The 13,943-nt window shown below is 61.1% G+C and carries 18 protein-coding genes; 11 read left to right on the top strand and 7 right to left on the bottom strand.

Annotated features, from left to right (window positions below; translation table 11 throughout):
- Positions 1-10 precede the first annotated feature (10 nt).
- A complete protein-coding gene (gene hemG, locus BUC04_RS22015) occupies positions 11-544 on the top strand; it encodes a menaquinone-dependent protoporphyrinogen IX dehydrogenase (protein ID WP_174522320.1) in 534 nt (177 codons plus the stop codon).
- Here the strand turns inward: hemG (BUC04_RS22015) and BUC04_RS22010 are convergent.
- Positions 517-837, bottom strand: coding sequence for an ArsR/SmtB family transcription factor (locus BUC04_RS22010; RefSeq protein WP_169799598.1), 321 nt, complete (start codon positions 835-837; stop codon positions 517-519). The genes hemG (BUC04_RS22015) and BUC04_RS22010 overlap by 28 nt on opposite strands.
- Before the next feature lie 183 nt (positions 838-1,020).
- Here BUC04_RS22010 and hemG (BUC04_RS22005) point away from each other — a divergent pair, with 183 nt between their 5' ends.
- On the top strand, positions 1,021-1,566 hold the full coding sequence (hemG, locus tag BUC04_RS22005; protein ID WP_067665107.1) for a menaquinone-dependent protoporphyrinogen IX dehydrogenase: 546 nt from the start codon (positions 1,021-1,023) through the stop codon (positions 1,564-1,566).
- 75 nt (positions 1,567-1,641) lie between these two features.
- Here hemG (BUC04_RS22005) and trkA read toward each other — a convergent pair whose 3' ends face one another.
- The 4 genes from trkA to def are packed head-to-tail and all read right to left on the bottom strand — an operon-like array spanning position 1,642 to position 5,817.
- Positions 1,642-3,042 carry a Trk system potassium transporter TrkA gene (trkA, locus tag BUC04_RS22000; protein WP_067665104.1) on the bottom strand — a complete coding sequence of 467 codons (1,401 nt, stop codon included), beginning with the start codon at positions 3,040-3,042 and terminating at the stop codon, positions 1,642-1,644.
- 4 nt (positions 3,043-3,046) lie between these two features.
- Complete coding sequence (gene rsmB / locus BUC04_RS21995; RefSeq protein WP_067665101.1) at positions 3,047-4,354, bottom strand: 16S rRNA (cytosine(967)-C(5))-methyltransferase RsmB; 1,308 nt, start codon at positions 4,352-4,354, stop codon at positions 3,047-3,049.
- A complete protein-coding gene (gene fmt / locus BUC04_RS21990; RefSeq protein WP_067665098.1) occupies positions 4,351-5,295 on the bottom strand; it encodes a methionyl-tRNA formyltransferase in 945 nt (314 codons plus the stop codon). Before fmt ends, rsmB begins: the two co-directional genes overlap by 4 nt.
- A 9-nt stretch (positions 5,296-5,304) precedes the next feature.
- The gene (def, locus tag BUC04_RS21985; protein ID WP_067665095.1) at positions 5,305-5,817 is read right to left on the bottom strand and encodes a peptide deformylase; all 513 of its coding nucleotides are present in this window, start codon (positions 5,815-5,817) and stop codon (positions 5,305-5,307) included.
- A gap of 135 nt (positions 5,818-5,952) precedes the next feature.
- On the opposite strand from def, the gene BUC04_RS21980 reads away from it, so the two are divergent.
- The 7 genes from BUC04_RS21980 (at position 5,953) to hemF (ending at position 11,321) form a co-directional block, all read left to right on the top strand.
- Complete coding sequence (locus tag BUC04_RS21980; protein ID WP_067665092.1) at positions 5,953-7,062, top strand: LysM peptidoglycan-binding domain-containing protein; 1,110 nt, start codon at positions 5,953-5,955, stop codon at positions 7,060-7,062.
- Positions 7,046-8,125, top strand: a complete 1,080-nt coding sequence (gene dprA, locus BUC04_RS21975) for a DNA-processing protein DprA (protein ID WP_234977477.1) — start codon at positions 7,046-7,048, stop codon at positions 8,123-8,125. The genes BUC04_RS21980 and dprA overlap by 17 nt, the downstream gene beginning before the upstream one ends.
- 2 nt (positions 8,126-8,127) lie before the next feature.
- Positions 8,128-8,601 (top strand): DUF494 family protein, encoded by a 474-nt coding sequence (locus BUC04_RS21970; RefSeq protein WP_067665087.1) that lies wholly within the window; start codon positions 8,128-8,130, stop codon positions 8,599-8,601.
- Between the two features lie 98 nt (positions 8,602-8,699).
- The gene (locus tag BUC04_RS21965; RefSeq protein WP_067665084.1) at positions 8,700-9,266 is read left to right on the top strand and encodes a DNA topoisomerase family protein; all 567 of its coding nucleotides are present in this window, start codon (positions 8,700-8,702) and stop codon (positions 9,264-9,266) included.
- 53 nt (positions 9,267-9,319) lie between these two features.
- On the top strand, positions 9,320-9,826 hold the full coding sequence (purE, locus tag BUC04_RS21960) for a 5-(carboxyamino)imidazole ribonucleotide mutase (protein WP_067665081.1): 507 nt from the start codon (positions 9,320-9,322) through the stop codon (positions 9,824-9,826).
- Position 9,827: 1 nt separating this feature from the next.
- A complete protein-coding gene (locus BUC04_RS21955) occupies positions 9,828-10,391 on the top strand; it encodes an L-threonylcarbamoyladenylate synthase type 1 TsaC (RefSeq protein ID WP_067665078.1) in 564 nt (187 codons plus the stop codon).
- A gap of 15 nt (positions 10,392-10,406) precedes the next feature.
- Positions 10,407-11,321: an oxygen-dependent coproporphyrinogen oxidase gene (gene hemF / locus BUC04_RS21950; protein WP_067665075.1), complete on the top strand. Its 915-nt coding sequence runs from the start codon at positions 10,407-10,409 to the stop codon at positions 11,319-11,321.
- Here the strand turns inward: hemF and BUC04_RS21945 are convergent.
- Positions 11,313-11,750, bottom strand: a complete 438-nt coding sequence (locus tag BUC04_RS21945; RefSeq protein ID WP_067665072.1) for a group II truncated hemoglobin — start codon at positions 11,748-11,750, stop codon at positions 11,313-11,315. The two genes, hemF and BUC04_RS21945, sit on opposite strands and share 9 nt — an antisense overlap.
- A 23-nt stretch (positions 11,751-11,773) precedes the next feature.
- On the opposite strand from BUC04_RS21945, the gene aroE reads away from it, so the two are divergent.
- Both aroE and BUC04_RS21935 read left to right on the top strand, forming a co-directional pair.
- Positions 11,774-12,598 (top strand): shikimate dehydrogenase, encoded by an 825-nt coding sequence (gene aroE / locus BUC04_RS21940; protein ID WP_067665069.1) that lies wholly within the window; start codon positions 11,774-11,776, stop codon positions 12,596-12,598.
- Positions 12,595-12,870: a DUF1488 family protein gene (locus BUC04_RS21935; protein WP_067665067.1), complete on the top strand. Its 276-nt coding sequence runs from the start codon at positions 12,595-12,597 to the stop codon at positions 12,868-12,870. Before aroE ends, BUC04_RS21935 begins: the two co-directional genes overlap by 4 nt.
- On the opposite strand, the gene BUC04_RS21930 is transcribed toward BUC04_RS21935, so the two are convergent.
- Positions 12,867-13,415 (bottom strand): gamma carbonic anhydrase family protein, encoded by a 549-nt coding sequence (locus tag BUC04_RS21930; protein WP_067665064.1) that lies wholly within the window; start codon positions 13,413-13,415, stop codon positions 12,867-12,869. The two genes, BUC04_RS21935 and BUC04_RS21930, sit on opposite strands and share 4 nt — an antisense overlap.
- Between the last annotated feature and the right edge of the window lie 528 nt (positions 13,416-13,943).

Raw genomic sequence — 13,943 nt, 5'->3', positions numbered from 1 at the left:
GGGAGGGACGATGTTGCGGGTGTTGGTGCTGTACTCAACGGTGGATGGGCAAACCCGGCGTATTGCCGAGCGGATCCAGGCGCGACTGGAGGCACTGGATCACCAGGTTCAGTTGCAGGAGCTGGAGCGCTGCACCCTGCCGCTGGCCCAGTTCGATAAGGTGGTGATTGGAGCCTCTATCCGTTACGGCAAGTACCGGCCAGCGCTGTTTGAATTCATCCGCCAGCATCAGGCCACCCTGGCCAGCAAGCCTTGCGCCTTCTTCAGCGTCAACCTGGTGGCCCGTAAAGCGGGCAAGGACACCCCGGAGGGCAGCCCTTACATTCGCCTGTTCCACAAGCGCAGCCCCTGGCAGCCCCAGCTGATCGGGGTGTTCGCCGGCAAGCTCAACTACCCCATCTACCGCTGGCGCGACCGCCAGGTGATCCGCTTTATCATGTGGATGACCAAGGGCCCCACCGACTTAGCCACGGTGCAGGAGTTTACCGATTGGGGCAGGGTAGAGCTGTTTGCCGATCAGCTCGCTTCGCTGGGGGCGCAGTAAAGCCCGTAGAGGGTCGCCAGGATCGCCTCTACCTCCGGGCTGGCCAGACGGTACCACACCAGCAGGGACTCCTTACGGGTCGCCACCAGGCCCTCACGACGCAGCACCGCCAGGTGCTGGGACAGGGCGGACTGGCTCAATGGGATCATGGCGTTCAGCTCCCCCACGGTCATCTCCTGCTTGAGCAGCAGACACAAAAGCATCAGTCGATGGGGATTGGCGATGGACTTCAGCAGCTTTGCTGCGCCATCGGCGTTGTCCGCCATCTGCTCGATATCCAGTTCCATAGAGATTACTCTCACTACTAATTTAGATGTATCTTATATTAAGGGTGAACTGCTGCCTAGATCCAGATCCCGTTTTCTCTGCTTACTGGCATGGCGGTAAAAAGAGTGTGATCCTGGTGCTGGAAAGTAACGTTCAGGCAACCCATATTGCCTGATGGTTAAATTTGAGTGATTGCCGTAGGAGGCACGATGCCAGGGGTTTTGATCGTCTACATGAGCCGACGGGGCCACACCGCCCGGGTGACCCGAACCATTATGCGCACCATCCAGGCGCAGGGAACCGAATGCGACATGATGGATGTGGTGGAAGCCAAGCATGAGGGGATCGATTGGGACAAGTACCACACCGTGGTGGTGGGGGCGCCGGTGCTGTACGGCAACTTTGATGACACCGTCTGGGAGTTCATTGAGAAGCATCGCAGTGAACTGGAAGCGCGCAACAACGCCTTCTTCTGTCTGTCCGTGGTGGCCCGTAACCCCGCCAAGGCCACGGTCGAGGGCAACCGCTACATGCAGAAGTTCACCGCCAAGTCGCCCTGGAAACCCAACCTGCTGAAGGTGTTTGCCGGCAAGGTGGACTACCCCAACTGGGGCTTCTGGGACAGCCTCTCCATCAAGTTCATCATGAAGATGACCAAGGGGCCGACCGATCCCAACACGGTGATCGATTACACCGACTGGGATGAGGTGGAGGCCTTCTCCCTGGCGGTCAACGAGATGAGCCAAGAGGGCTGAGTTCACGCTGCAGCGTGATGAAGCAAGACAAAAAACGCCGGCAGAAGCCGGCGTTTTTCTTTGTTGGACAGCCCGTCAGAAGAACAGGGCCGAGGGCTGGAACAGCTTTTCCACCTCGCGGATGTACTTCTTGTCCACCAGGAACAGGATGACGTGGTCGTCCTGTTCGATCACCGTGCGGTCGTGGGCCATCATTACCTCGTCCTTGCGCACGATGGCACCGATGGTGGTGCCCGGCGGCAGCTTGATGTCCTGCACCGCCCGGCCCACCACCTTGGAGGTGTTGGGATCGCCATGGGCCACCGCCTCGATCGCCTCCGCCGCGCCACGGCGCAGCGAGTAGACGTTGTTGATGTCACCCTGGCGGACGTGGGTCAGCAGCGCCGAGATGGTGGCCTGCTGGGGTGAGATGGCGATGTCGATGTTGGCGTCCTGCACCAGATCGACGTAGGCCTCGCGCTGGATCAGCACCATCACCTTCTTGGCCCCCATCCGCTTGGCCAGCAATGCCGACATGATGTTGGCCTCGTCGTCGTTGGTCACCGCGATAAAGACGTCCACCTGGTCGATCTGCTCCTCACTGAGCAGTTCGTGATCCGAGGCATCGCCGTGGAACACCGTGGTGTCCTCGAGGAACTCCGACAATCGGGCAGCCCGCTCGCGGTCGCGCTCGATCAGCTTGACCTCGTGGAACGACTCCAGTGCCCGGGCCAGGCCCATGCCGATGTTACCGCCGCCGGCGATCATGATGTTGCGGTAGCTGGACTCCAGCTTCTGCATCTCGCTCATCACCGCCCGGATGTGCTTGGAGTCGGCAACGAAGAACACCTCGTCATCCGCCTCGATCACCGTGGTACCGCGGGGCATGATGGGGCGCCCCTGGCGGAAGATGGCGGCCACCCGGGTATCAATATTGGGCATGTGCTCCTTCAGGGCCGACAGGGCACTGCCCACCAGCGAGCCGCCGTAGTACGCCTTGACCGCCACCAGACTGGCCTTGCCACCGGCAAACTCCAGCACCTGCAGGGCACCGGGGTACTCCACCAGCCGGCGGATGTAGTGGGTGACCAACTGTTCCGGGGCGATCAGCTCGTCGATGTAGAAGCGGCCACGGCTGTCCGGATCGGCACTGCCGCTCTGGAACAGCTTGTCCTTTTTATTGAGGTAGGCGGTGCTGCGGATCCGGGCGATCTTGGTGGGGGTACCAAACAGGGTATAGGCCAGGTGGCAGGCCACCATGTTGGTGTCGTCGGAGTTGGTGACGGCGATCAGCATGTCGGCGTCCTCCGCGCCAGCATCCCGCAGCACGTGGGGATGGCCGGCGTGGCCATTGACCACCCGCAGATCCAGCTTGTCCTGAAGGGTACGCAGCGCCCCCATGTCGTTGTCGACGATGGTGATGTCGTTGTTTTCCCCGACCAGGTTCTCGGCCAGGGTGCCACCGACCTGGCCTGCGCCAAGAATGATGATCTTCATGCCATTACTGTGCGGCTTTGTTCAGGCGGGCGTAGTAGAAGCCATCGCCGCCGTTCTCCTCGGGGAGCCGTTGCCAGCCCGGCCGCGTCGTCACGTCCTGTTGATGAATGGGAGAGAGCATAGCATCCGGGGTTTCCTGAAGGAACGCTTTGATCTGCTCGCAGTTTTCCTCAGGAAGGATGGAGCAGGTGGCGTACAGCAGGGTGCCGCCGGGCTTCAGCAGTGGCCAGATAGCGCGCAGGATCTCGGTCTGGACCTGGGCCAGCTGGGCAATGTCCTCGTCCCGGCGCAGCCACTTGGCGTCCGGGTTGCGGCGGATCACCCCGGTGGCGGAGCAGGGCGCGTCCAGCAGGATGCGGTCAAACGGCTGGCCATCCCACCATTGTTCTGGCTGACTGGCGTCACCGGCCTTGAGGGTAGCGGTCAGACCGATGCGGTCGAGGTTCTGCTGTACCCGGGCCAGGCGCTTGGGATCCAGGTCGATGGCCACCATCTCGGCCATCAGCGGCTGATGCTCCAGCAGATGGCAGGTTTTGCCTCCCGGTGCAGCGCAGACATCCAACACCCGGTCGCCCGGGGCCACCGGCAGCAGGTGGGCACTCTGCTGGGCAGAGAGGTCTTGCACCGATAAGGCGCCCTGGTCAAAGCCCGGCAGCTGGGTGACGTCACAAGGGGTTTCCAGCAGGATGGCGTCGCCATCCTCCACCGCCCGGGCGCTGACACCGGCCTCGGACAGTGCCTGCACCGCCTGCTCGCGGCTTTGCTGGCTGCGGTTGTTGCGCAGCCACAGCGGCGGCGGCGCGTTGTTCGCCTGGGCGATCTGCTGCCATTGTTCCGGGTAGGCCGCCTGCAGACGCTTAAGCAGCCAGCCCGGGTGCAGGAATTGCACCGAGTCGGCGTCAAACTGCTCGGCCTTAAGCTCGGCCAGGTCACGGTCCAGTTGGCGCAGCACGCCATTGACCAGCCCGGTCATCCCCGGTGCCCGCAGGGTGCGACAGGCATTGACCGATTCGGCCACCACCGCGTGGGGGGCGACCCGGGTGTGTTTTAGCTGGTACAGGCCCGCCAACAGCAGGCCATGGATGATCCGCTTCTTGCCGTTGAGCGGCTGCTGCAGGCGACGACGCACCTGGGTATCGAGCTGGGGCAGCTGGCGCATCACGCCGTAGCAGATCTCCGCCAGCAGGCCCTTGTCGCGGCCATCGCTGTAGTGCGATTGGGCCTTGGGCAGGGCCTGGGCCATGCTCTGGCCCTTGTCGATGACGGCGATGATCACCTGGGCGGCGTCCGCCCGCAGGTTGTATTTGCTCATGCCAGCTTGCTGCCCTGGGTGAACCACTCCTTGCGGGCGTTGAGCACGTCGGCGGCGCTCATCGCCTTCTTGCCGGGGATCTGGATCGATTGCAGCAGCAGGGCACCGTCGCCGGTGGCCACCAGGATACCGTTCTTATCCGCCGCCAAAATAGTGCCCGGCGCCTGGTCATGGGCCTGGGCGATGGGCTGGCACTGCCACAGCTTGATGCTCTGCTCGGCACACTGGAAATGGCTTACCGGCCAGGGGTTGAAGGCACGCACCTCGCGCCACAGCGCTTGTGCGGACTTGGACCAGTCCACCGCGGCCTCCTCCTTGGACAGCTTCTCGGCGTAGTTGGCCAGGCTGTCGTCCTGGACTTCCGCCACGGCGGTGCCCAGTGCCAGCGGCTCCAGCGCCTCCAGCAGGCCCTGCGGGCCGAGCTGGGCCAGCTTGCTGTAGAGGCTGGCGGAGGTGTCACTGTCCTCAATGGGGCAGGTCACCTTGTGCAGCATGGCACCGGTATCCAGGCCTTCGTCCATCTGCATGATGGTGACACCGGTCTCCCGGTCGCCGGCCCAGATGGAGCGCTGGATCGGCGCGGCGCCACGCCAGCGTGGCAGCAGGCTGCCGTGCACGTTAATGCAGCCCAGTCGGGGCAAATCCAGCACCGCCTTGGGCAGGATCAGGCCATAGGCCACCACCACCATGATGTCGAAATCGATGGCGGCCAGCTGTTGCTGGGCCTCTTCCTGGCGCAGGCTCTTGGGCTGATACACCGGCAGCTCGTGGCTCAATGCCAGTTGCTTCACCGGGCTGGCGGTCAGTTTCTTGCCACGCCCAGCGGGACGATCCGGTTGGGTATAGACCGCCACCACCTGGTGGGGGCTTTGCAGCAGCGCCTGCAGGTGGTCGGCGGCGAACTCCGGGGTACCGGCAAATACGATCTTCAGCGGGGTCACAATGGGCTCCTAGGCCTGGCGCGCTTCGGCACGGGCGAGCTTCTCGAGCTTCTGCTTGATGCGCTGACGCTTGAGCGGCGACAGGTAGTCCACGAACAGCTTGCCCTGCAGGTGATCCATCTCGTGCTGGATGCAGATGGCCAGCAGCTCATCGGCGTCCAGGCTGAAGGTTTCACCATGGCGATCCTGGGCCTGGACGGTGACATTTTCCGCCCGTTCTACCTTGGCGTAGACACCAGGAACCGACAAACATCCCTCTTCGTTGATGAAATGCCCGTCTTCTTCCAGTAACTTGGGATTTACAAACACCCGTGGTTGGCTTTTGTCTTCGGACAGGTCCATCACGATCAGCTGGATGTGCTGATTGATCTGAGTTGCTGCCAGGCCGATCCCGCGCTCCTCGTACATGGTCTCAAACATGTCGTCGACCAGCTGTTGGAACTCGCTGCCAAAGTCGGTAACCGGTTTGGCAACGGTACGGAGTCGTTCATCGGGAAAACGGAGCACTTCTCGGATGGCCATTCTGTATCTCGTAAAAAAGCAATTGGGCGGGCCTCAAGCTGGCTATAGTTGAGGCGTTAATCCGCTAATTTTAACCCGTAGCCTCCGGCATTGACAGATTCGCACTGGAAAGCCCTGGATTGACAAGGATGTGGTATGAAAAAAGTGGTGTGGTTACTGGCGTTCGCTCTGTGCACGCCGTTGTGGGCGGATACCCTGACGCTCAAGCCCGGTCACCCACAAACCTATGTGGTGAAAAAGGGCGATACCCTGTGGGACATCTCCGCGCTGTTTCTCGATGACCCCTGGCGCTGGCCCACCCTGTGGGGGGCCAACCCCCAGATCGCCAACCCCCACCTTATCTATCCCGGCGATCGTCTGACCCTGGTGTTCCTGGACGGTCAACCCCGCTTGGTGCGTAAGCCGATGAAACGGCTGTCGCCGCAGATGGAGGTCTCGGCCAAGGGCGGTGCCGTCCCGGCGGTGCCGCTGTCAGTCATAGAGCCCTACCTTAGCTTCCACCAGGTACTGGGGCCCGATGAACTCGATGAAGCGCCGACGGTGCTGGGCGGCGAACGTCAGGCGGTGCGCTATGCCGATGACGACACCCTGTTTATCGATCAGCGCCTGCCCATCGGCGCCCGCTATGGTGTCTATCAACCGGGCCGCAAGCTCTACGATCCGGACGGCAAACGTTTTCTCGGTCAGGAAGCGGAACTGGCCGCCACTGGCCAGGTGGTGGAGAGTGGGGCGATATCCCGCTTGCTGGTGCGCAGCGTGCGCCAGGAGATCCGCCCGGGCCAGCGGTTGAAGCCCATCGTTGATGCCACCATGCTGCCCGCGTACTTCATGCCACATCCGGCCCCGGAGGATCTGACCGGGCGAGTGATCGGCTCCGACGGCAAGCTGACCGAGATCGGTCCATTGCAGGTGGCCATCATCAACCGGGGCAGTGAGGACGGTGCCCAACCGGGCCAGGTGTTTGCCATCCATCAGCCGGGTCAGGAAGTGGTGGAGTCCGGCAAAGGTGACACCCTGACCTACCGGGATGAGCTGGACCGACGGGTCTACGACGATGTGATGGCGCTGTTGTCCGATGGTCGGGTGATCGTGCTGCCTGAGGTATACCGGGGCGAGATGATTCTGTTCAAGACCTATGACCAGGTCAGCTATGGCCTGATCATCAATGGCCGTCGCCCGGTACGCATCGAGGATCGGGTATTGCGCCCCGATCCCATGGTGTTTGGCAGTGATTCCAGCCAATGAGCTGCATGCCACACTCTGTCTGGCCAGCCTGCGTGGGCTGGGACTGACACGCAAGCTGGCCCTGCTCGAGCAGCACAGCGCCGTTGCCGCCTGGCAGCAACTGCAGCAGGGCCAGTTTGATAACCTGAGCCTGCCGGTCTCGGCCCTGTCCGACGCCATGGCGCAGGCTGAGCAGGCGTTGCAATGGCAATCGGCCGCACCTGCTCGTCACCTGTTATCCCTAACCGATCCCCGCTACCCGCAGGCGCTGGCCCAGATCGCCGATCCGCCCCTGATGTTGTTTGTGCAGGGCCAGGTTGAGGCCCTGAGTGCCCCGGCCTTGGCGATGGTGGGCAGTCGTAACGCCTCGCGGCCGGGTCTTGAGCTTGCCCAGTCCTGGGCTCATTCCCTGGCCAGTATCGGCTGGGTGATGGTTTCGGGCCTGGCCGTCGGTATCGACGGTGCCTGCCATAAGGGCGCGCTCAATGGCGGCATCACCGTCGCCGTGCTGGGCTGTGGGCTCAATCATTGTTACCCCAAGCGCCATCGGGCGCTGTTCCAGGCGATCCCGCAACAGGGCGCGCTGGTCAGTGAGTTTTGGCCGGACACCCAGGTAAAACCGCATCACTTCCCCATGCGTAACCGAATAGTGAGCGGCCTGAGTTTGGGGCTAATCGTCGTCGAGGCGGGCATGAAAAGCGGTTCGTTGATCACCGCCCGGTTGGCGGCGGAGCAGGGCAGGGAGGTGTTCGCGGTACCCGGCAGCGTGATGGAGCCCAACCGCGAGGGGTGCCATTGGTTGATTCAGCAGGGTGCCAAACTGACCACTTCTCCGGTCGATATCACTGAAGAGCTGGTGCCGCAGCTAAGCTTGGACTGGGATGGGCCGGCCCACTCGCAAGATTGTGGCTTGCCACACCCGTCACTGTTAGATAGTGTGGGTTACGAGGCAACTGCGGTAGATGTTGTGGTTCAACGCAGTGAAATGCCGATAGATGTTGTGCTCGAAAGACTAACAGAGCTGGAACTGGAAGGCTGGGTCGCAGCGGTACCTGGAGGCTACATCAGGCTTAGGGGAGGTTAGTTATGTTCGATATCTTAATGTACTTGTTCGAGACCTACGTACAGAGCGACGTCGAGCTCCTGTTCGACCGGGAAGAGTTAACCGATGAACTGAGCCGGGCCGGCTTTCGAGCCGATGAGATAGGCAAAGCGCTGATCTGGATTGAGAAACTTGCCGAGCTGCAAAACTCGGACATCAATCCCTACGTCGCTGCCACGCAGACCGGCAGCATGCGGATCTACCACCCGCAAGAGCTGGCACGCATCGACACCGAGAGCCGCGGCTTCCTGCTGTTCCTGGAGCAGATCCAGGTGCTCAACGCCACCACCCGTGAGATGGTGCTGGATCGGGTGATGGAGCTGGATGGCGAACCCCTCACCCTGGACGACCTCAAGTGGGTGGTTCTGATGGTGCTGTTTAACGCGCCGGGCAATGAGCAGGCCTACCATCAGATGGAAGACCTGATCTTCGAAGAGCCTGAGGGCATGTTGCACTAACAAAGCGGGGCACCTTCGGGTGCCCTGACTGTTTCTCTGCCCCCATCCGCAATCTCTTGATAAAATGAAGGCCGTTGTCCTACTCATGCGGTTCCATCATGTCCAAAATTGACCAGCGGCTGTTTACCACCCACGAGCACGCGTTGGAGCGTGAGTACGGTGTCTGCCCCGAGTGCGGCAGTGAACTGGCCGTCCGTCACGGCAAGCATGGCCCCTTCCTGGGCTGCCAAAGCTACCCTACCTGTGAGTATCACCGCCCCCTGGTTGAGAAGACCGAGGCGGAGGAGGAGGTGCTGGCCGACACCCAGTGCCCCGATTGCGGCGCGCTGCTGGCGCTCAAATCCGGTCGTTACGGCTACTACATCGGCTGCACCAACTTTCCCCAGTGCCAGTACGTTGCCCGGGAGCCGGCGGAGGTCAGTGAAGAAACGGTCTCTTGCCCACAGTGCAACCAGGGAGAGCTGGTCAGTCGCACCAATCGCTACGGCAAGCGCTTCTACGCCTGTAGCCAGTATCCGCAATGCAAGTACCTGCTAAACCAGCGTCCAGTAGCGCAAACCTGCCCTGATTGTGGCTGGGGTGTGCTGGTGGAAAAGAAGCAGCGGGGCAAACAGGTACTGCAATGTCCACAGCGGCTCTGTAAATATCAATCGGAATCGATATAATCGCCGCCAACCCTTGTACCCTTTCACATCATAAAAAACAGGAAAACCTGATCATGAGCACTCCCTTTGTAGCGGTCCTGATGGGCTCCGACTCGGACCTGCCTATCATGCAAACCACCCTGGACACCCTGAAGATCTTCGGCATCCCGTTCGAAGCCAAGGTGACCTCCGCCCACCGTACCCCGGCTGCCACCCACGCCTACGTAAAAGACGCGGAAGAGCGCGGCTGTAAGGTGTTTGTCTGTGCCGCTGGTCTGGCTGCTCACCTGGCCGGTGCCGTTGCTGGCATCACCACCCGTCCGGTGATCGGTGTGCCGATCGACAACGGCCCGCTGCAAGGCCACGACGCCCTGCTGTCCACCGTGATGATGCCTGGCGGTGTGCCGGTTGCCACCGTGGCCATCGGCAAGGCAGGCGCCAAGAACGCCGGTTACCTGGCCGCCCAGATCCTGGGTGTCGGCAGCGACGAGCTGGCTGCCGCCGTGAAGGCTGAGCGTCAAAAGAGCGCCGAAGCGGTACAGGCCAAAGACGCCGCCCTGCAGGCCAAGCTGGCTCAGTAAGATGAGCCGTTCGCTGACGGTTGCCGAGGCCGCCCTGCAACTGCGACAGGGTGGGGTGATTGCTTACCCCACCGAGGCGGTGTTTGGGCTGGGCTGCGATCCCAATAACGAGACTGCAGTTCGGCAACTGTTGGCGATAAAACAGCGTCCCGAAGAGAAAGGGCTGATCCTGGTGGCCGCCAGTTACGGCCAGCTGCTGCCCTTTATCGACGACGCCCAGTTATCTCAGCAGCAGCGCGATACCGCGCTGTCGCAATGGCCAGGTCCGGTGACCTGGTTGATGCCGGTGAAATCGCGGACCCCCCGCTGGTTAACCGGCCAGTTCGATACCCTGGCGGTGCGCGTCAGCGCTCACCCCATCGTGGCCGATCTCTGTGCCGCTTTTGGTGGCCCCATTGTTTCCACCAGTGCCAACCTGACCGGCGAGCCACCCGCTTTGACCGGAGAGGAGGCGATGCTGCGGCTTGGCGATCACATCCAAGGTGTGGTGATTGGCCAGACCGGACAGCAAAGCTCCCCATCGACCATCCTGGATGCCCGAACTGGAAAGGTGATCCGCGCTTAATCCCAAGGAGGGACCATGTCCGTCGACATCGCTGCCGTAAAGGCGTTTCTTACCGCTTTGCAGGACCGTATCTGCCAGCAGCTTGAGCAGTTGGACGGAGAGGCCCGGTTCCAGGCCGACCAATGGCAGCGGGCCGAAGGCGGTGGCGGGGAAAGCCGGGTACTGACCGGTGGGCGGGTGTTTGAGCAGGCCGGCGTAAACTTCTCCCATGTCCAGGGCCAGCAGATGCCCGCCTCAGCAACAGCGCACCGCCCCGAACTGGCGGGTCGCAGCTTCGAGGCGATGGGGGTCTCACTAGTGATCCATCCGCACAACCCTTATGTGCCGACCACCCACGCCAATGTGCGCTTCTTCGTGGCCGAAAAGCCCGGTTGCGAACCGGTATGGTGGTTTGGTGGCGGTTTCGATCTGACCCCCTATTACCCGTTTGACGAAGACATCCTGCATTGGCATCAAGTGGCCAAGGCCCAGTGCCAGCCCTTTGGTGAACAGGTCTATGCCGATTACAAGAAGTGGTGTGACGAGTACTTCTACCTGAAGCATCGGGAGGAAACCCGTGGGGTCGGTGGCTTGTTCTTCGATGATCTCAATCAGCTGGGCTTCGAAGACAGCTTTGCCCTGATGCGGGCGGTGGGAGAGGGCTTTTTGCCTGCCTATACCCCCATTGTTGAGCGTCGTTGGCAGCATCCCTATGGTGAGCAGGAGCGTCAGTTCCAGTTGTATCGCCGCGGACGCTACGTCGAATTCAACCTGGTGTATGACCGCGGCACCCTGTTTGGCCTGCAGTCCGGGGGACGCACTGAGTCCATCTTGATGTCGATGCCGCCGTTAGTGCGCTGGCAATACCAGTACCAGCCGGAGCCCGGCAGTGCCGAGGCCCGGCTCTATGACTACCTCCGCCCCCGCGACTGGTTGGCGGAGCTAGCCTGAGATTGGGCATCCCTCTTCGACGTTACGCATGTGGTCGGCGAGGGAGACCAGCGCCTTCAGCATCGCCTGCCGACTGGGTCGGTGGGACACCTCCAGCTCCATCGCCCGTTTCATGCAGTGCAGCCACAGGTTGCGCTGCTGTTTGTCGATACGAAACGGCAGGTGGCGTGCTCGCAGCATAGGGTGGCCATACTTTTGTTCAAACAGCGGTGGCCCGCCCAGCCAGCCGGACAGGAACTCAAACAGCTTCTGTTCACTTTGAGCCAGTGAAGAGGGGTGCAGGGCACGCAGCGGTGCGTATTCCGGCTCCTGATCCATCAGCTGATAGAAACGGTGCGACAGGCGCTTGAGCACCACCTCACCGCCGATTTGATCATAAGCGGTCTTGGCTTGCGTTCGACCCAAAGCGCGACGTATAACGGACAGCATTGCCCCTCCAACTACCTCAATCCATGGAACAGTACGCCGTTTTTGGTCACCCCATTCAGCACAGCCGCTCCCCATTTATCCACCAGCAGTTTGCCCGGCAAACCGGCCAGGCGGTCAGTTACCGCGCCATCCTAGCACCCCTTGAAGGCTTTGCCGATGCGGTGGCCCAGTTTCACCAGCAGGGGGGCAAGGGGGCCAATGTCACCATGCCCTTTAAAGAGGAGGCATACCGGCTTTGCCACCACCTGACCGATCGGGCACGACGGGCGGGCGCGGTGAACACCCTGTGGTGGGACAACAATGGCGCACTGTGGGGAGATACCACTGACGGCGCTGGCCTGGTGGCGGATCTGCTGGCGGCCGGGGTGGTTCTGCAGCATCGACGCATCCTGGTACTGGGCGCGGGTGGGGCGGTCCGTGGTGTATTGCAGCCACTGCTGGATAAGCAGCCCACTGAGCTGGTACTGGCAAACCGAACCGCGGAAAAGGCTCGATTGCTGGCGGCGGACTTTGCCGATCTGGGGAAGGTCCAGGGGGGTGGCTTTGCCGACATCGACGGCAGCTTTGATCTGGTGATTAACGGCACCCCGGCCTCCATGGGGGGCAGTCTGCCGGATCTGAGCCGGGTAACCCTGGCGCCGGGGGCCGCCTGCTACGATATGGCTTATGGTGCCGGTCAAACCCTGTTTCAGCAGTGGGCCGAGCGAGAGGGAGCCAAAATCAATCTGGCTGGGCTGGGCATGCTGGTGCGCCAGGCGGCGGAAAGCTTTAACCAATGGCGTAGGGTGGCACCGGACGCGAACCCGGTGTTGCAGGCACTCAAAGCGGAGTTGGAGGGCAAGGCATGAATCAGCAGATCCTGTTTAATGACCAGGTCGAGTTGGATTGGGAGGGGGGCTGGCTGAGATTCAATGCCCTGGTGGCCGGCCAAACCGTGGGCTGCTTTATTGCATTGATGGAGCTGCACAAACGACTGGGCCAGGAGATCACCGAGCGAGAGGCCAGCATGGTCGCGTTTGAGCAGCTGCGCTTCGATCTTGAGGCGGAAGCGGAAACCCTGATTGAAGACGAAGCCTACGATGCCCAAGGCCGGATCTGGCTTGGGCACCCCGCCATTTAGTCGGCCTTGACCGCCAGTTCCGCCAGATAGGCGTCCTTCAACCTGACATAGTTATCTGCTGAGGCCTTCAGGAAGCTAATCTCCTCCTCGCTAAGGGCACGGACCTGTTTTACAGGACTGCCGACATAGAGGTAGCCCGAGGCCAAGCGTTTGCCCGGGGGCACCAGCGCCCCGGCTCCGATCATCACATCGTCTTCCACTACCGCGCCGTCCAGCACGATGGCTCCCATACCCACCAATACCCGATCACCAATGGTGCAACCGTGCAGCATCACCTTATGGCCGACAGTGACATCATCGCCGATCACCAGGGGGTAGCCCTCTGGGTGGGCGTCACTGGTTCGGGTTACGTGCAATACCGAACCATCCTGAACGTTGGTGCGGGCGCCGATCCGGATCCGGTTGACGTCACCGCGGGCCGCGACCAGCGGCCACACACTGCTGTCGTTGCCCAGTTGGATATCGCCGTAGAGCACCGCACTCTCTTCCACGAAGACACCATCAGCCAGGGTGGGTTTGATGCTGGAGAACCCTTTAATTGCCATTTCTGTTCCTTTTAACGGGAGGTTTTGACCGTCACTTGGTCAGATTGGTGCTATAATGAGCGTTCGGCCTTTTTTGGTCAAATTAGGGGTTGTACCCATTGGAGAAGCCCCTATAATGCGCCACCACACCGACGGGGCGGCCTTCAAACGAAGTGTTGACCACCGAGGTTGGCAAGCCAAATGGCGCTCAGGTTGCTACCTGACGACAAGGAAACTTGCCAAAGTTGAGCTTAGAGCGTTGTGAGTAAGCCAAACGGCCAAAACAACAAACCAAGAAAGCTTTTTTGAAAAACTTCTTGACTCTTTAGCTCAGCGGCGTAAGATACGCCTCCTGCTTCGGCAACGAAGCAATGCTCTTCGGAGCTGCTCTTTAACAATATGTCAGACAATCTGTGTGGGCACTCACGCAGGATTGAGAAATCATCATTTTCTCGATGCTACTGAGTGACTGCACAACATGCAGAGTAATTTGGTCTTCGGACTAAATTATCAATTCAGTATTCATTGAGTACGTCTTGCTCTTCGGAG

The organism is Ferrimonas marina (assembly GCF_900129905.1).
Taxonomy (GTDB): domain Bacteria; phylum Pseudomonadota; class Gammaproteobacteria; order Enterobacterales; family Shewanellaceae; genus Ferrimonas; species Ferrimonas marina.
Note: the sequence above shows the minus strand (reverse complement) of the source record. Positions and strands in the feature narration are given on the sequence as shown.